Raw genomic sequence first — 15,989 nt, 5'->3', positions numbered from 1 at the left:
TGAACGCTTCGTCCGGGGCACCCCGAAGCCCAGTCCGCTTCCCGAAGCGGTCTGGATCAACCCACCCGAATCATCAACGACAGGAGGAATTGCTCAGTAAATCAAACAATCGAGTGTCTCATCGGCGTTGACAGGTTCCGGGTGGCTAAGCAGACAGAAGTAAACAACCAGGAGAACAGATATGGGCCGACGTGAAGGACAGATCGAAGACAAAGGACCGGGGAAGTGGAGACTTCGTTGGTCTACCGGGTGGGATCCGGTCAAGAAGCGATACACCAAGACCTCAGAGACTTTTCTCGGAACAAAGAGGCAGGCCGAATCCAGGCTCCGCTTGATCCAGAAGTCTCTTGAGGACACAAGCTATGTGGAGCCCTCCAGGATCACATTGGGTGAGCACATCGAGGAGTGGCTGGCCTCGCCGGGGCTACGCAACAAGGTCTCGGAGCGGACGCTCCATGGTATGGGGCTCATGCTGCGCAAGCATGTGATTCCAGTCCTGGGCCAGCGCAAGCTCCAGAAGATCGGCAACCCACAGGTGCAGAACCTGATTGATGGATTGTCGGATCGAGCGGGTAAAGCGTTGTCACCTCGAACGCATCAAGTGGTTCGACGCCTTCTCTCGCAGGCGTTCAGCCGCGCGATCAGACAGCAGCGTATCGCTCACAACCCAGCCGCAGACATCGAACTGCCTCGGCGCAGGGATGGAGATCATGGAAGGCAAGACGAGCGGCGGTCGCTCACCGTCGCTGAACTTCGGGCGTTTCTCTCGGCATCCCAGGGCACCCGGTTCGATGTGCTCTGGTACTTCATGGCGGCGACGGGCTGTCGTCCGGGGGAGGCTCTTGCTGTCACGTGGCAAGACCTGGACGACGAGACTCACGTCACCTTTCGGCAGGCTGTCTCCAAGGACGGGAAGAGCCGCCTGATTCTTGCCCCAACCAAGACGCGAAAGACCCGTCGGATTCCCCTGCCCCAGTCCGTCATCGACGCTCTGGCCGCCCACAAGGTCAGCCAGAGCAGACACATCCTCGGGCTGGGCCCGAACTACGATCGGAGTCTCGACCTCATCTTCCCGAACGAGCACGGCGGGCTGATGAGCCCAGACAACCTCCGCACCCGGCACTTCGTGCGGATTGCCGAGAAGGCGGGAATCGAGCTTCGAAAAGGAGACGGCCCTTACGTGCTCCGGCACACGGTCGTGTCCCAGCTTCTGCTCCACGGTGAAGCTCCGCAGACCGTCGCTGAACGAGTCGGGGACACGGTCGAAACCATCATGAGCCACTACGCCCACGCAGTGCCTCGACTCCAGGCTGGGGCTACTGAAACCATTGACCGGATCGCGTTCGGGGACTGATTCAACGGGCGACTGAAGAGTTCGCCCCTTTTTCAGCCCTTAAACCACCGGGGCTGCTTCCGAGCAAATCGCCAAGTGCGCGTAATCACTGGTGACCCAGGCAGGATTCGAACCTGCGACTTCTTGCTCCGGAGGCAAGCGCTCTATCCAAGCTGAGCTACTGGGCCGAGCGGGGTGCAGCCTCGCACAGATCGGCGACAGCAGCCAGTCCGGGCCAGCGCGCGTGGCGTGGTGGGCGATACTGGACTTGAACCAGTGACCTCTACGGTGTGAACGTAGCGCTCTAGCCAGCTGAGCTAATCGCCCGATAGCGGCGCCTGAACGCCGCTTCCGAATCAAGGAATACGTCAGCTTCCCAGGGACTTCAAGCGCCGCCGCGATGCTGTCGAACCGCCGCCCCGATGAACTCGCGAAATAGCGGGTGCGGCTCGAAGGGAGTGGACTTGAATTCCGGATGGAACTGGCAGGCTAGAAACCAGGGATGGTCCGCGTATTCAACGATCTCCGCGAGCCGCCCGTCGGGCGAAATACCGGAGATCACCAGACCCGCCTCTTCGAGGCGTTCGCGGTAGTCTGAGTTCACTTCGTAGCGGTGACGATGCCGCTCCGAGACTTCCGTGCGACCGTAGGCCCGCGCCGCCAGAGTGTCCGGAACGATGCGACAGGGATAGGCCCCCAGACGCATGCTGCCCCCGGTCTCGGCGACGTGCCGCTGGTCGGGCATGAAATCGATGACCGGATGCGGAGTCTTGGGATCGATCTCGATCGAACTCGCACCCGAGAGTCCCGCCAGATTGCGCGCGCCTTCGATCACCGCGCACTGCATGCCGTAGCAGATGCCAAAGTACGGGATCTGGTTGACCCGCGCGTATTGGATCGCCTGGATCTTGCCCTCTGCGCCGCGCGAGCCGAAACCGTGCGGAACCAGGATGCCATCCACGCTCCCCAGGGAGTCGAGTGCGGCGCCGGCCAGCTTGTCGGAATCCACGTACTCGATATCGACGCCCACCGAATGCGCCACGCCCGCGTGCGTGAGAGCCTCGTTCAAACTCTTGTACGATTCGGTCAACTCGACGTACTTGCCCACCATGGCGATGCGCACGCGCGAGTCGGGATTCTTGAGCACCGCTACGAGACGCTCCCAGCGCTCGAGATTCGGCTGGCCCGTCCAGATGTTCAGGAGACTCACGATCTTGTCGTCCAGGCCCTCGCCGTGGAACACCAGCGGCAGATCGTAGATGGTATCGACGTCTTTCGCAGTGATGACCGCGTCTTCATCGACGTCGCAGAACAGCGCCAGCTTGTTCTTCACGGATCGCGGCAGATAGCGGTCCGTGCGACACAGGAGGATGTCGGGCGCGATACCGATCGAGCGCAACTCTTTCACGCTGTGCTGCACCGGCTTGGTTTTCAGTTCACCGGCGCTGCTCACGTAGGGAACGAGCGCGATGTGAATGTACAAGACATTTTCGCGCCCGATGTCGGAGCGCAGCTGGCGAATCGCCTCGAGGAAAGGCAGGGATTCGATATCGCCCACCGTACCGCCGACCTCGACGATCTGAACATCGGTCTCACCGCTAAGCCCGACGATGTGTTCTTTGATCTCGTCGGTGACGTGCGGAATCACCTGTACGGTCGCACCGAGGTACTTGCCTTCGCGCTCCTTCTGGATCACCTGCTCATAAACCCGACCGGCCGTCAGATTGTTCTTGCGGCTGAGCGTGACCTGAGCAAAGCGCTCGTAATGGCCCAGGTCGAGATCGGTCTCGGCACCGTCATCGGTGACGTAGACCTCACCGTGCTGCATCGGGTTCATGGTTCCCGGATCGACGTTCAGATACGGGTCGAGCTTGAGAAAATCGACCCTCAGGCCGCGCGCTTCGAGCAGGGCGCCGATCGACGCTGAGGACAGACCTTTGCCCAGAGAGGACAGTACCCCACCAGTTACGAAGATGAACTTTGTCTTACGTTCCATTTACGCTCCGTCAGGGCTGCGACAGGAGTAAGACACACGGAGGCTTTCGTCAAAGTCCGATTTCGGACCGGCCTGTGGAAAACCCGTGCGCAAGCGGGTTTGGGGGTGGAAGTTGCCTCGTCGCACAGACTCAGTTGCTGCGCTGATTCTCGCGCGCGAGCGCCTCCTCGACGCGTCGCACATCCTCGGGCGTATCGACCTCGAGCGCCCGGTGGACCACCGTCGGCACGGAGATCTGGTAGCCGTGTTCCAGCGCGCGCAGCTGTTCGAGCCGCTCGGCCTGCTCGAATGGGGTCCTCGCGAGTTCCGGATACTTCAACAAGAACTCGCGCCGATACGCGTAAACCCCGATGTCGCTGTAGACGACCAGCCCGCGCCCGGCGTGTTCGCGTTCGACCCGCTCGCGATTGAAATAGTCTTGTTCCGCCGGTACGTCTTCGATGATGGGCAGTCGGGTGAAAGTGAGCGCGCGATCCGAGCGATCCACGACCACTTTTCCGCGATTGGGGTCAAAGCGGTCTTCGGGCCGGTCGAGTTCCGTCTTCAACGTACCCATGACGATCGCTGGATCGGCACGCAGGGGCCGGACCAGTGCCGCGATCGTCGAGCCCTCGACCATCGGTTCATCGCCCTGGACGTTGCAGACCACATCGTCGCTCAGGTCGGCGGCCACCTCGGCGAGCCGGTCGGTGCCGGTGGCGTGATCCGGCGAGGTCATGCGCACCTCGAAGCCGGCCTCAGCTACCACGTCGAAAATGCGCTGATCGTCGGTCGCGACCAGGAAGCGATCGACGACGCCCTCCCGGACGGCGGCAGCCACGCGCTCGGCCACGTGCAGGATCATCGGCTTGCCCGCCAGCGGGAACAGCGGTTTGCCCGGAAAGCGAGTGGATCCGTAGCGAGCGGGAATGATCGCGGTCACCCGCATCCCGCCCGGGGATCCGGACGACTGGGGAGGTGTTTTCAACAGACGGCTAGCGCTTGCTGAACTGGAAGCGCGCTCGAGCGCCCTTCTGACCGTACTTCTTGCGCTCCTTCTCGCGCGCATCGCGGGTCAGCAGGCCGGCGTTTTTCAGCGCGGGTCGCAGCGATGGATCGTACTTTTCGAGTGCGCGCGCGATGCCGTGGCGAACCGCACCGGCCTGTCCGGACACGCCACCGCCTTTGACGGTCACGCGCATGTCGAACACGCCGGCCTTCTCGATCACTTCGATCGGCTGCATCATGACCAGGCGCAGGCTCTCGCGCGGGAAGTAGTCTTCGCTGGTGCGGCCGTTGATCGTAATCTGGCCGGAACCGGGGGTAAGGTAGACCCGCGCCGACGAACTCTTGCGACGGCCGGTGGCGTAGTAGCGATTGGGAATCTCTGTGGTCGACATCAGGTCAGCTCCATGGTCTCGGGCTTCTGCGCCGCGTGGGGATGTTCGGCGCCCGCGTAGACCTTGAGCTTGCGAAACATCTGACGTCCGAGCGGCCCGCGGGGCAACATGCCCTTGATGGCCGACTCGATCACGCGCTCCGGATGCAATTCGAGCATGCGGTCGGCGCGAATGGATTTGATCCCGCCTGCGTAGCCCGAGTGGCGGTAGTAGTGCTTCTGCTCGAGCTTGCGCCCGGTCAGGCGCACGCTGCTGGCGTTGACCACGATCACGTGGTCCCCGGTGTCGACGTGCGGAGTGAAATCGGGTCGGTGCTTGCCCCGCAACACGGAGGCGACTCGGGTGGCGAGTCGGCCGAGGACCTGCTCGTTGGCATCGACGATCAGCCAGCGGCGTTCGATGTCCTCCGCTCGGGCGCTGATGGTCGGTTTGGCTGGATTCGGCACGATTCTCCCCTCTTCCCGGTCGGACCGGAACGGCAGGGAATAGCCGAACCCCTTCGACAGGTCAAGCAGCCCCGTCATCTGCAGGGTATTTCACCCAGAGCAGACAGAGCCCGCAGCCGGGTGCCGTAGGTCCGGCTCGGCGGCGATCCCGCGAAGCCAGGATCTTGGCGACCTCCGCGGGCGTGCGCCGACCCTGGCCACAATCGACGAGCGTGCCGACCAGGTTCCGGACCATGTAGCGCATGAAGCTGCGCCCCTCGGCCTCTACGTGGATTTCGTCGTCCATTCGACGGATGTCCAGGCGTCCGAGATCCCGGCGTGTATGCTCGTCCTCGGGCGCCCCTCCCCGGGCGCCGCGAAAGGCCGCGAAGTCGTGGCTACCCACCAGGTGGGCGGCGGCGAGGCGCATGGCGGCTTCGTCGAGCTTCTGGCGCACGTGCCAGACCCGGTTCTGGCGCAGCGGACTGCGCGGGCCCTGATCGAGGATCCGGTAGCGATAACACTTGGAAATCGCGCGTCGGCGGGCATCGAAGTCGGGCGCCGCCGAGCACACGTCCCGGACCCCGACGTCGTAGGGCAGCACGGCGTTAATCGCCTTGCGCAGCTCGAGCGCTTCCATCCGGGTCGTCGTATCGACGTGGGCCACCTGGCCGAGCGCGTGCACGGCCGCGTCGGTGCGGCCCGCTGCGTTCACGCGCAGATCCTCGCCCGTGATCTGCTTGAAAGCGGCCTCGACCACGCCCTGGACGCTGCGACCATTGATCTGGTACTGCCAGCCGTGGAATTCGCTTCCGTCGTATTCGAGCGTGAGCTTGAAGCGGCGCGTCGAAGACATACAGAATCAGCCCAGCAGGACCTCGGCGGCCTCGATGGCACACAACGCGGCGCCACGGCGCAGGTTGTTGAGGGCCAGGACGAAGGCCAGACGGCGTGCGTCCTCGGGGTTCGAGCGCAGCCGGCCGATCTCGACGTCGTCGTGCCCGAGGGCGCCGCGCGGCGTGGGCAGGTCGGCTTCGTCCAGCAGGCGAAGTCCCGGCGCCTTCTCCCAGAGATCGCGGGCCTGCGCAGCCGGAAGATCGTGGGAGAGCGCGAGGTGCACCGCTGCGACGCTGCCACCGAGTGCGGGGATGTGGATGCGCGTGGTCTCCACGGGCAGATCGGGTGAGCCGAGCAGACGTCGCAGCACGTCGCGCAGAGATCTCTCCGAGGGGACATCGGGCTCTCCGCCCTCCCCGACCAGCGGCAGGCAGTCGAATGCCAGCGAGCGCGGAAAGACCTCGGACGGAAGCGTCTCGCCGGTCATCTCGTTGAGCAACGCGATCGTATGGTTGGTGAGTTCGCCGATTCCAGCCAGGCCCGCAGCCGAGGCCGTCTCCAGACACACGAGCGTGACTCGGGTGAGTTCGATCTCGCGGGCGATCGGCGCCAGCGCCAGCGCTGCGCCCGCGACGATGCCACGCGGGATCGCGACAAAAGGAGAAGAAGCGTGCACGGAAGTCACGCCGGGAAGGTGCATTGGGATGCCTGGATCGGTTTCGAACTCACCGCTCAGGTCGACGACACGAGTGTCGCTCTGGCGCAGTGCGGGCAGGAATTCGCGCAGCACGTGCGGTGCGGCGCAAAAGACCAGGTCGCAGTCGGCCAGCAGCGACGCCTCCGGTAGGCCCACGTCCACTTCCTCGCCCCGGAACTCGACATGTGTGGCCTCGGAGGCTTCGCTCGCAAACGGCAGGAGTTCCAGTACCGGAAGCCGGCGCTGCTCGAGCACGTCGATGATCTCGCTCCCCACTGCTCCCGTCGCCCCGATCACCGCGACGCGAAAACCTTTTTGCGCCATCAACTCAGCGCCTCGCGCACTCGCTTGCCCATTTCGCGTGTCCCCGTCTTGGTCTCGCCCGAGCGGGCGAGATCCGCAGTGCGATACCCGTCGGTCAAGACCCGTTCAACCGCATCGCGCACTCGCGCAGCCGCGTCGCCGCGCTCGAGTCCGTGTTCCAACAACATCGCGGCGCAAAGAATCGCGGCCAGTGGATTTGCTTGATCGGTCCCTGCGATGTCCGGTGCGCTGCCGTGCACGGGCTCGAAGAGTCCCTGCCCCGAGTCACCCACACTCGCGGAAGGCAACATGCCCAGCGAACCGGTGATCATGGCAGCTTCGTCTGAGATGATGTCGCCGAACATATTGGGACACAGGACCACGTCGAAATCGGGCGCATCGCGCAGAAGGATCATGGCCATACTGTCGACGAGTTGATGTTCGAGCTTCACGTCGGGAAATTCCAGTGCGACTTCTTCGACGATCTCGTTCCAGAACGCGCAGACATCGAGCACATTTGCCTTGTGGATGTTCGTCAGCAGCTTGCGCCGCCGCTGAGCCGTCTGAAAAGCCACGCGCGCGATGCGCCGGACTTCGTCCTCGTCGTAGACCATGGTGTTGAGTGCCCGGCGCTTGCCGTCGCGATCGTCGCGCCCGCTCGGTTGGCCGTAGTAGATACCGCCGGTCAGTTCGCGAATGACGATCAGATCGACACCCTTTACGCACTCCGGTCGCAGAGGACTGGCGTCGGACAGTACCTCCATCACCTGTGCGGGCCGCAGATTTGCGAAGAGTTCCAGTTCCTTGCGGATGCGCAACAGACCGCGCTCCGGGCGTTGCGCGGGCGGCAATGCGTCCCACTTCGGTCCACCGACTGCGCCCAGCAGGACCAGCCCGCATTCCCTGGCTCTGGCGATCGTGGCATCCGAGAGCGGAGCGCCTTCGGCGTCGATCGCGCAACCCCCGATCAAGGCCTGTTCGAACTCCAGGTCCGGAGCCACTTCCTGCAGGACGGCGACCGCTTCGGCGGTCACCTCGGGGCCAATTCCATCTCCGGGCAGAACCAGTACGCGGGGCATCAAACTTCTCCGTAAAACGAGGGGACTCGAGCTTTTCGCGCGCGGCGCCCGATCCTTCCAGACGCGCTGCGTGCGTTCATCGGGTTTGCGTTCGCCCGAGAGCCTCAGACATCCGAGGATTCCGGGGCAATGTCTTCTGAAACTCTGCTCGCAACCGGCTCGGAGTTGCGCTTCACCCAGATCGCGATGAACGGCCCACCGACGATGAAGCAGATACCGATCGAGAAAATCATGACCTCGTGGTTGAGCAGGATGGCGATCGTTCCAAGCAGGATGGCGACAAGTGTTGGATAGGCGCGACGGCCTTCGATCCTGATCAGCTTCAAGCTCGGATAGGAAATCGGGCTCACCATGAGCAGGGCGAGCAAGGCGAATGCAATCGTGAGCACCGGCCTCAGAGGCGGCTCGAACGGCGGATGGATCCCGAGCCATCCCACGAACCAGACGGTCGCTGCGACCATGCCACCGGCAAACGTCGAAGGCACGCCTTTGTAGAAAACGGAGTCGCCGTCTTGTTGCGCCGATACATTGAAACGCGCCAGACGCAGCGCTGCGCATAACGAAAACAACCCGGCGATCATCCAGGCGCGCGGACCGAGCGGAATCAAGGTCCAGTTGTACATGAGCAGAGCGGGAGCGACCCCGAAGCTGACCATGTCGCAGATCGAGTCGTACTCCGCTCCGAAGCGGCTTGTGGCCTGCGTCGCGCGCGCGATGCGCCCGTCGAGCATATCGGCCACACCCGCAAGTACGATGCACAAGGCGGCCTGATCGAACTTGCCATGCGTGGCGAGCACGATCGACCAGAAGCCGAGCATCAAGGCCGCACTGGTGATCAGATTCGGCAGCAGATAGACCGCGCGTCGATCTCGGCGGCGCGATCGGCGCCGCGATCGACCTTTGCTTTGTCGCAGACTCACTCGGGCACCTCCGCGAGCAGACTCGACCCGCCGTGCACACGATCACCCGGCGCGACCCGAACCTCGCAGTCCACCGGCAGATATATCTCCATGCGCGAGCCGTAACAGATCAGACCGTAGCGCTCGCCTCTTTCCAGGGTATCACCCTCTTGCACGTAGCCCACGATGCGACGCGCGATCAATCCGGTGATCTGCACGACCGCGAAACGCATTCCACTGCCGGTTTCGATGTCCATGCGCGATTGCACGTTCAGATCCGAAGCCCGGCTGGCGAAAGCCGCCAGGAACTTGCTACCGCTGCGGCGGATGCCACGCACGACCCCGGAGATCGGCATCCGGTTGATGTGCACGTTGAAAACCGACAGGAAGATCGCGATACGCCAGGATTTGCCCACGAAGCCGTCGGGATCTTCGATCTGAACGACCTCGACCACGCGACCGTCTCCGGGCGAGACAACGTCGCGACTGCCCCCGCAGATCACACGCTCGGGATTGCGAAAGAACAGGGCGTTCGCAGCGGCGAGAGCCAATACACTCAGCGACGCAACCGGAACCCAGGAAGGCGCGACGTCCAGTCCAACCGCCACTAGACCGGCCGCGGCGATTGCGAGCAGGGCGAGTGAACTCTTCACACCCTGTTGAGCGATCTTTCCCTTGAGCTGAGCGGGTTCCGCCATCGGCCTTCCTGTTTCAGTCCCGACTAGTTCCGACTCCGGTCGACCAGTCGGTGGTCTTTGAGCCAGGGCATCATCGCGCGCAGCTTGCGACCCGTTTCTTCGAGCGGATGCTCCGCACCAATGCGTGCCATGGATTTGAACGATGGCATACCGGCGCGGGCCTCGAGCAGCCATTCTCGGGCGAACTTCCCGGTCTGGATCTCGTTGAGGATCTTCTTCATTTCGCGCTTGGTCTCTTCGTTGACAACGCGCGGTCCGCGGGTCAGATCGCCGTACTCCGCCGTGTTGGAGACCGTGTAACGCATATTGGCGATGCCGCCTTCGTAGATGAAGTCGATGATCAGCTTCATCTCGTGGATGCACTCGAAGTACGCCATCTCGGGCGCGTAGCCCGCCTCGGTCAGCGTCTCGAATCCGGCTTGCATGAGAGCGGTCAGCCCCCCGCAGAGCACGGCCTGCTCACCGAACAGATCCGTCTCGGTCTCTTCCTTGATCGTGGTCTCGATGATGCCCGCACGCCCGCCGCCGATCCCCTTGGCATAGGCCAGGCCCATCTGCAGCGTGTCGCCACTGGGATCGCGATCGACGGCAACCAGACAGGGAACGCCCCCGCCGCTCTCGTAACTGCCGCGCACATGGTGACCGGGGCCCTTGGGCGCGACCATGAAGGTGTTGACGTCGGCGGGCGGCTCGATGCAGCCGAAGTGCAGGTTGAAACCGTGCGCTACCGCCAGATAGTTCCCCGCTTTCAGATGCGGCGCGATCTGTTCGCTGTAGATGTCTCCCATGGTCTCATCGGGTAGCGTCATCATGACCACGGTCGCACTCGAAACCGCTTCGGAAGGCGTGGCGACTCGCAGCCCTTCGGCTTCGGCCTTCTTCCAACTCGGCGAACTCTGACGCAGGCCGACGATGACATCGACGCCGCTCTCCTTGAGATTCAGCGCGTGGGCGTGGCCCTGGCTGCCGTAGCCGATGATCGCGACGGTGCGACCCTCCAGGCGGCCCAAGTCTGCATCTTTATCGTAGTACACCTTCATGTGTCATCTCCTCGGTCTGCTGGCAACGGACAACGTGCGAATTCCATTCAGACACCCAGTCCAAAGTCGCGAATACAAGGGTGCGGAGCCGGGCCGCTGCCCAGCTCGTGTGGGGGGCGGCTTCAAGGCTCAATCGTGTCGGGCCAGGATCCTCGCGATTTGATCCTTTGCCGCGAGCTTGAGCTTTTGGAGCGTTTTCTTCTCTACCTGCTCGTCCGGACTGAGATGCGAACGCGTTTTCATCTGTTCGAGTCTCGCCTTGAAACCCAGATGCTGCTCCCAGACCTCACGGAGCTGGGCATCCTGACTCGCCAGCGATTCAATCCGGTCACGCTCGTGCGTTTCCATTGACCCCTTCTCTATGTCCTTGGATCAATTCAGCGGATTATCAGTAGGTTAGGACACTGCAGGCGAGCTTAGCACGTCGCGACGGGCTCTGGGATGGGCGGGTGGAACTCGCGAGCGAAGCAGCCTTTCACGCCTTGGAATCGGACCCGAGCCCAGAACCCGGGAGTTTCGCTTCGGGCGGGCGCAGGTAGCGCAGCTCAACCCGCTCCGGCGGCAGCGCCAGCCCGTTGGCTGCCAGACTCACGGCCAGACGCGCGACGCCGGCCGCGCGAGGGCGGCCTTCTTCGGCGGAAAGGACGCGGGCCCGTGCTCCCAGGACCCGTTCGACCACTTCGGAGTAGCGCTGAGCACCCGAACCCAGGACGACCACGGAGGAGTCCGGATCCAGCCGGCCCAGGAACTCTTCTGGGGGCGCCGCGCAGTCCTCTTGCAGCGCGCGTCCTTGCGGAGCGTAGACCCCGCCGTAGACCTGACCACGGCGCGCATCGAGCATCGGCACGGCGAGACCCGCCCCGCCCGCTTGCAGGGAGAGCGCTCCCAGGGTGGAAACAGGAACGATGCGCCGCGGGGTGCCGAAACACAGACCCAGCGCGGTCGAAAGACCGATGCGCAGGCCGGTAAACGAGCCGGGGCCGACCGATACCCCGATCAGTTCGACCTCGTCCAGCTTGCGCCCGGAATCGCTTAGCACCCGATCGACGGCTCGCAGGAGTGTGGCGGCGTGTCGCTGCCCGGTATCGATGCTCGCCTCGCCCAGAAGCCGCGGCTCTCCGGACTTCCCGTGCTCGACGAGCGCCACCCCGCCAGCATCGGTGGCGGTCTCGAGTGACAGCAGTACAGCCATCTTCTGGGGTTACACGAGACCTTTCAGAAAGTCGACGATCCCGGCCCATTTGCGCGCCAGATCATTCCAGAAGGCCAGCCCCATCAGGGCCAGAATCAGGGAGAGTCCGACCGTCTGGGCGATCTCCCGGGCGCGATTCGGTAGCGGGCTTCCCTTGATGCCCTCGGCGGCGGCCAGCAGGATCTGCCCTCCGTCGAGAATCGGGATCGGCAGCAGATTCAAGATGGCCAGATTCACACTGATCACGGCCATGAACGACAGAAACTGCAACCACGAGGTCTGGAAAGAGTCTGCGGCGATTTCTCCGATGCCGATGGGTCCAGCCAGATTGTTCAAGCCGACCTTGCCGGTAAACAGCTGGAAGACACCGCCCAGAATCATGTTGAAGATCTCGACGGTGCGCTGCACCGCGCGCCAGAGTGCGACGAAGGGATTGCTGACCACGTCGTCGAGCATCTCGCCCCCGTTGCGCGGAGTACCTCCGCCGATGCCGATCGCGAAGTGGGTCTCCATTTCTTCGCCGACCTGAACCGCGCGCCTGATCGGCGAAACCTTCAGGTCTACTTCGAGGCCAGCGCGAAGCAGCGTCATCTCGATGGGATCGCCTTCGCTTCCACGGATCGCGACGACCAGTTGGTTCCAGGACTGGATCGGTTTGGAATTCGCTCTCAGGAAGATATCGCCCGGCTCGATGCCGGCCTCGCTGGCCGGACTTGCCGGATCCACGAAGTTGACGGCAAAGTCGACCGGCTGGAGTCCGAGACTTTCACTCGTTCGGGAGCCCGCGTCGGGAATCGTCACGATCAGGGTTTCACGGGCGTCGCCACGCGTGCGTTCCACCTCGAGCTCGAGTTCTCCGGAGGCCGTCTGGAATAACCTTTCCACGTCGTAGCGATTCGCTACCGCCGTACCATCGACCGAGCGGATCACGTCTCCAGTGAGCATCCCGGCTCGCGCCGCAGCGCTTTGCGGGCCCGAAACGGCAAATACCGCGGAGGGCGGGCTGGGCTCGGCGCCAATCGGGCCGAAACGGCCGTCGTCTAGCGTTTCACGAGTTACGGAAACGTTCGTGCGCTGGGAATCGCGCTCGATCTCGAGCAGAACGGTGGGACTCGCAGTCTCGCGAAGATGCGTGATCAGGTCGCTCCAGCGCCAGATCGCTTCGCCGTCGATCGCAACGATCCGGTCGCCTCCCTGCAGACCCGCGCGTTCCGCAGCCGAATCCGGTGCGACCGCGCCAACCAGCGAAGTCAGAGTGGGAACTCCGGCCATCAGCATTCCCGCGATCAATACGATGGGCAGGACGATGTTCATCGCCGGACCGGCCACCGAAATCGCCATGCGCTGGTGGACCGGCTTGAGATTGAACGCCCGATCTCGCTCCTCTTCGGCCAGTTCTTCGCCCGGAATTTCCCCGAGCATCTTCACGTAGCCACCGAGGGGCAGCACGCCGATCACGTACTCCGTCTCACCGACGGTGCGCGCCAGAAGCGACGGGCCGAAACCGAGAGAGAAGCGTTCGCACTTCACATTGAAGTACTTCGCGACCAGGAAGTGCCCGAGTTCGTGAATGAAGATGAGAACGCCCAGCAAGAGAATGAAGGGCAATACGACGTCGGAGAATCCGGCCAGGCTCATGCGCTCCACTCCTCGACCATTTCGCGTGCGCGCTGCCGTGATTGACGATCACTGTCGCGAATTTCTTCGAGGTCGAGACCAGGACGCACGGCCTCGACTGCCAGTACCTTTTCGGCAATCTGCGCGATCGCCGTGAACGAAATCCGCCCGGCCAGGAAGGCTTCCACTGCGACCTCATTGGCCGCGTTGAGCACCGCTGGCGCGGTGCCGCCGTCTTCGAGCACTTGCGTCGCGAGGCGCAGAGCGGGAAAACGCTCCGCGTCGGGCGCTTCGAAGTTCAGGCTGCCGATCGACACGAGGTCCAATGGCGACAGATTCGCAAGCGGCAGGCGATCGGGCATGCCCAGAGTGTAGGCGATTGGGATCCGCATATCGGGGACGCCGAGCTGCGCGAGCCAGCTCCCATCGCAGTATTCGACCAATGAGTGGATGACGCTCTCCGGGTGAACCAACACCCCGATGCGTTCGGGCGGAAGATCAAACAGCCAGCGAGCTTCGATCAGCTCGAAACCCTTGTTCATCAGTGTGGCCGAATCGATCGAGATCTTGGGTCCCATATCCCAATTGGGATGCGCGAGGGCTCGTTCGGGGGTTGCGGCTTCCATCTCGGAGAGATCCGCACAGCGAAACGGCCCTCCGGAAGCCGTCAGCCAGATCTTGCTCACCGCCTGCTCCGGGTGGCCGGCGATGCACTGATGAATCGCCACGTGCTCAGAATCGAGTGGACGCAAACGCGCTCCGTGGCGACGGGCCTCCTCCATGACCAACCGGCCCGCGGAGACGAGGACCTCTTTGTTGGCAAGGGCCACGTCCGTACCCGCGCGCAAGGCCGCGACGATCGGTTCGAGCCCGACGCTTCCCACGAGTGCGCCGATTACCAGATCGGAGGGTTCGGTCGCGACTTCGAGCAGGCCTTCGGCGCCACAGTGGACCCGGATCCGTTCGTCGGCCAGCGCGGTCCGAACCCGTGCGGCATCATCGGGCAATCCCACGGCAACACACGACGGACGGTACTGCTTGATCTGCTGAATCAACAGGTCGACGTTGCGACCCGCCGATAGCGCCACGACCTGAAGCCTGTCGGGAAACTGATCGACGACTTGCAGGGTCTGGGTTCCGATGGAGCCCGTAGATCCGAGGATCGAAAGACGCGTCACTCTTGGGTCCGGATCTGCTCGCCCGTGCGACCGAAGCGGCGTTCGCGTTGTTGATACGCGCAGATCGCCTCCTCGAGGTCATCCTTCTTGAAATCGGGCCAGAGGGTTTCGGTGACGTAGAGTTCGGTGTACGCGAGTTCCCATAACAAGAAGTTCGAAATCCGATATTCCCCACCGGTGCGAATCAATAGATCGGGAGGGGCGAGATCTGGCGCATACAAGTGCTGTTCGATGCACTTTTCGTCGATCGCCTCGGGATCGAGGCTTCCAGTCTTCACCTTGCGAGCAATCTTCCGGGCGGCGTCGACCAGTTCGGTTCGGCCGCTATAGGAAAGCGCGAAGGTGAGTCGCATCTGCTCGTTTTTTTCGGTCTGGTCTTCGAGCTTCGCAATTGCGTCCTGAATCTGCGGAGCGAGCATCTCGCGCCGGCCAATGGCCTGTACGCGAATACCGTTTTTCATCAACTCTTCGGGATCGTCTTTCAGGTAGTGATCGAAGACCGTCATGATCGCCTCGACTTCGCCGGGCGGCCGATTCCAGTTTTCGGTCGAGAACGCGAACATGGTCAACATCTTCACGCCGAGATCGCGCGCTGATCGCACGGTTTCCTTGACCACTTCGGGGCCGCGTCTGTGCCCTGCTTCGCGGGGAAGACCGCGACTCTGCGCCCAGCGCCCGTTGCCATCCAGAATGAGTGCGATATGGCCGGGAATCTTGTCGGGATCGATCGCCTGCATGGGGGTCAGATCTGGAGGATCTCTTCCTCTTTGATCTCCATCGCCTTGTCGATCTCCGCGACGAACTCGTCCGTCATCGCCTGGGTCTTTTTCTGCGCCTTCTTGGCGTCGTCTTCGCTGATCGTCTTGTCTTTCTGGAGATCCTTGAGCATGGCGATCGCATCTCGCCGGGCGCTGCGCACACCGACCTTGTGTTCTTCACCGATCTTCTTGAGCTGCTTCACCATGTCTTTGCGGCGCTCTTCGGTCAGCTCGGGAATCGGCACGCGAACGATCTTGCCGTCGTTCGAGGGAGTCAGGCCGATATCCGCTTTCAGGATCGAGCGTTCGATCTCGTTGATCGCAGTCGTATCAAAGGGCTGGATCGTCAGTAGACGGGGCTCTGGCGCGGAGATCGTGGCCAGTTGCTTGATCGGCGTCGAAGCACCGTAGTACTCGACTTGCAGACCTTCGAGCAGAATGGGATTTGCACGGCCTGTCCGAACCTTGCTGAGTTCGTGATGAAGTCCGTCCAGGCTCTTCTGCATGCCTTCTCGTGCTTCGGCGTCGACGAGTTCTAGATCCTCTTCTGCCATCTTC

At 62.9% G+C, this 15,989-nt stretch carries 17 protein-coding genes and 2 tRNA genes; 1 reads left to right on the top strand and 18 read right to left on the bottom strand.

All coding sequences use genetic code 11. From position 1 onward, the window contains the following. Positions 1–181 precede the first annotated feature (181 nt). Positions 182–1,354 (top strand): site-specific integrase, encoded by a 1,173-nt coding sequence (locus tag GY725_12000; GenBank protein MCP4004907.1) that lies wholly within the window; start codon positions 182–184, stop codon positions 1,352–1,354. Between the two features lie 89 nt (positions 1,355–1,443). Here the strand turns inward: GY725_12000 and GY725_11995 are convergent. The 18 genes from GY725_11995 to frr all read right to left on the bottom strand — a co-directional run bounded on the left by GY725_11995 (position 1,444) and on the right by frr (position 15,985). After that, a tRNA-Arg gene (locus GY725_11995) sits at positions 1,444–1,521 on the bottom strand. Positions 1,522–1,583: 62 nt separating this feature from the next. After that, positions 1,584–1,660, bottom strand: a tRNA-Val gene (locus tag GY725_11990). Between the two features lie 58 nt (positions 1,661–1,718). Then, on the bottom strand, positions 1,719–3,329 hold the full coding sequence (locus tag GY725_11985) for a CTP synthase (GenBank protein MCP4004906.1): 1,611 nt from the start codon (positions 3,327–3,329) through the stop codon (positions 1,719–1,721). Positions 3,330–3,459: 130 nt separating this feature from the next. Then, entirely contained in the window at positions 3,460–4,257 is a 798-nt protein-coding gene (gene kdsB / locus GY725_11980; protein MCP4004905.1) for a 3-deoxy-manno-octulosonate cytidylyltransferase, read from the bottom strand. A gap of 46 nt (positions 4,258–4,303) precedes the next feature. Continuing rightward, positions 4,304–4,708, bottom strand: coding sequence for a 30S ribosomal protein S9 (rpsI, locus tag GY725_11975; protein ID MCP4004904.1), 405 nt, complete (start codon positions 4,706–4,708; stop codon positions 4,304–4,306). After that, positions 4,708–5,232: a 50S ribosomal protein L13 gene (gene rplM / locus GY725_11970; GenBank protein MCP4004903.1), complete on the bottom strand. Its 525-nt coding sequence runs from the start codon at positions 5,230–5,232 to the stop codon at positions 4,708–4,710. Before rplM ends, rpsI begins: the two co-directional genes overlap by 1 nt. Continuing rightward, entirely contained in the window at positions 5,216–5,989 is a 774-nt protein-coding gene (gene truA, locus GY725_11965; GenBank protein MCP4004902.1) for a tRNA pseudouridine(38-40) synthase TruA, read from the bottom strand. The genes rplM and truA overlap by 17 nt, the downstream gene beginning before the upstream one ends. A gap of 6 nt (positions 5,990–5,995) precedes the next feature. Further along, positions 5,996–6,991, bottom strand: coding sequence for a hypothetical protein (locus GY725_11960; protein MCP4004901.1), 996 nt, complete (start codon positions 6,989–6,991; stop codon positions 5,996–5,998). Then, a complete protein-coding gene (gene leuB / locus GY725_11955; GenBank protein MCP4004900.1) occupies positions 6,991–8,049 on the bottom strand; it encodes a 3-isopropylmalate dehydrogenase in 1,059 nt (352 codons plus the stop codon). Before leuB ends, GY725_11960 begins: the two co-directional genes overlap by 1 nt. Positions 8,050–8,153: 104 nt before the next feature. After that, positions 8,154–8,969, bottom strand: coding sequence for a CDP-diacylglycerol--serine O-phosphatidyltransferase (gene pssA / locus GY725_11950; GenBank protein MCP4004899.1), 816 nt, complete (start codon positions 8,967–8,969; stop codon positions 8,154–8,156). Beyond that, positions 8,966–9,646 carry a phosphatidylserine decarboxylase family protein gene (locus tag GY725_11945; protein ID MCP4004898.1) on the bottom strand — a complete coding sequence of 227 codons (681 nt, stop codon included), beginning with the start codon at positions 9,644–9,646 and terminating at the stop codon, positions 8,966–8,968. Before GY725_11945 ends, pssA begins: the two co-directional genes overlap by 4 nt. A gap of 23 nt (positions 9,647–9,669) precedes the next feature. After that, positions 9,670–10,686 (bottom strand): ketol-acid reductoisomerase, encoded by a 1,017-nt coding sequence (gene ilvC / locus GY725_11940; protein ID MCP4004897.1) that lies wholly within the window; start codon positions 10,684–10,686, stop codon positions 9,670–9,672. A 129-nt stretch (positions 10,687–10,815) separates the two neighbouring features. Further along, positions 10,816–11,034: a DUF465 domain-containing protein gene (locus tag GY725_11935; GenBank protein MCP4004896.1), complete on the bottom strand. Its 219-nt coding sequence runs from the start codon at positions 11,032–11,034 to the stop codon at positions 10,816–10,818. 127 nt (positions 11,035–11,161) lie between these two features. Then, entirely contained in the window at positions 11,162–11,878 is a 717-nt protein-coding gene (tsaB, locus tag GY725_11930; protein MCP4004895.1) for a tRNA (adenosine(37)-N6)-threonylcarbamoyltransferase complex dimerization subunit type 1 TsaB, read from the bottom strand. Between the two features lie 9 nt (positions 11,879–11,887). Further along, on the bottom strand, positions 11,888–13,516 hold the full coding sequence (rseP, locus tag GY725_11925; protein ID MCP4004894.1) for an RIP metalloprotease RseP: 1,629 nt from the start codon (positions 13,514–13,516) through the stop codon (positions 11,888–11,890). Then, positions 13,513–14,673, bottom strand: coding sequence for a 1-deoxy-D-xylulose-5-phosphate reductoisomerase (locus GY725_11920; protein ID MCP4004893.1), 1,161 nt, complete (start codon positions 14,671–14,673; stop codon positions 13,513–13,515). The genes rseP and GY725_11920 overlap by 4 nt, the downstream gene beginning before the upstream one ends. After that, positions 14,670–15,410 carry an isoprenyl transferase gene (locus GY725_11915; GenBank protein MCP4004892.1) on the bottom strand — a complete coding sequence of 247 codons (741 nt, stop codon included), beginning with the start codon at positions 15,408–15,410 and terminating at the stop codon, positions 14,670–14,672. Before GY725_11915 ends, GY725_11920 begins: the two co-directional genes overlap by 4 nt. A gap of 5 nt (positions 15,411–15,415) precedes the next feature. Continuing rightward, a complete protein-coding gene (gene frr, locus GY725_11910; GenBank protein ID MCP4004891.1) occupies positions 15,416–15,985 on the bottom strand; it encodes a ribosome recycling factor in 570 nt (189 codons plus the stop codon). Positions 15,986–15,989 lie beyond the last annotated feature (4 nt).

The organism is bacterium, from assembly GCA_024226335.1.
GTDB lineage: Bacteria > Myxococcota_A > UBA9160 > SZUA-336 > SZUA-336 > JAAELY01.
This window is presented reverse-complemented; position numbering and strand designations above follow the sequence as displayed.

Bases quoted from the DNA above. Each gene is read 5' to 3' on its own strand.
- GY725_12000 (MCP4004907.1), top strand. From the start codon at position 182: ATGGGCCGACGTGAAGGACAGATCGAAGACAAAGGACCGGGGAAGTGG.
- GY725_11985 (MCP4004906.1), bottom strand. From the start codon at position 3,329: ATGGAACGTAAGACAAAGTTCATCTTCGTAACTGGTGGGGTACTGTCC.
- kdsB (MCP4004905.1), bottom strand. From the start codon at position 4,257: ATGCGGGTGACCGCGATCATTCCCGCTCGCTACGGATCCACTCGCTTT.
- rpsI (MCP4004904.1), bottom strand. From the start codon at position 4,708: ATGTCGACCACAGAGATTCCCAATCGCTACTACGCCACCGGCCGTCGC.
- rplM (MCP4004903.1), bottom strand. From the start codon at position 5,232: ATGACGGGGCTGCTTGACCTGTCGAAGGGGTTCGGCTATTCCCTGCCG.
- truA (MCP4004902.1), bottom strand. From the start codon at position 5,989: ATGTCTTCGACGCGCCGCTTCAAGCTCACGCTCGAATACGACGGAAGC.
- GY725_11960 (MCP4004901.1), bottom strand. From the start codon at position 6,991: ATGGCGCAAAAAGGTTTTCGCGTCGCGGTGATCGGGGCGACGGGAGCA.
- leuB (MCP4004900.1), bottom strand. From the start codon at position 8,049: ATGCCCCGCGTACTGGTTCTGCCCGGAGATGGAATTGGCCCCGAGGTG.
- GY725_11945 (MCP4004898.1), bottom strand. From the start codon at position 9,646: ATGGCGGAACCCGCTCAGCTCAAGGGAAAGATCGCTCAACAGGGTGTG.
- ilvC (MCP4004897.1), bottom strand. From the start codon at position 10,686: ATGAAGGTGTACTACGATAAAGATGCAGACTTGGGCCGCCTGGAGGGT.
- GY725_11935 (MCP4004896.1), bottom strand. From the start codon at position 11,034: ATGGAAACGCACGAGCGTGACCGGATTGAATCGCTGGCGAGTCAGGAT.
- tsaB (MCP4004895.1), bottom strand. From the start codon at position 11,878: ATGGCTGTACTGCTGTCACTCGAGACCGCCACCGATGCTGGCGGGGTG.
- rseP (MCP4004894.1), bottom strand. From the start codon at position 13,516: ATGAGCCTGGCCGGATTCTCCGACGTCGTATTGCCCTTCATTCTCTTG.
- GY725_11915 (MCP4004892.1), bottom strand. From the start codon at position 15,410: ATGCAGGCGATCGATCCCGACAAGATTCCCGGCCATATCGCACTCATT.
- frr (MCP4004891.1), bottom strand. From the start codon at position 15,985: ATGGCAGAAGAGGATCTAGAACTCGTCGACGCCGAAGCACGAGAAGGC.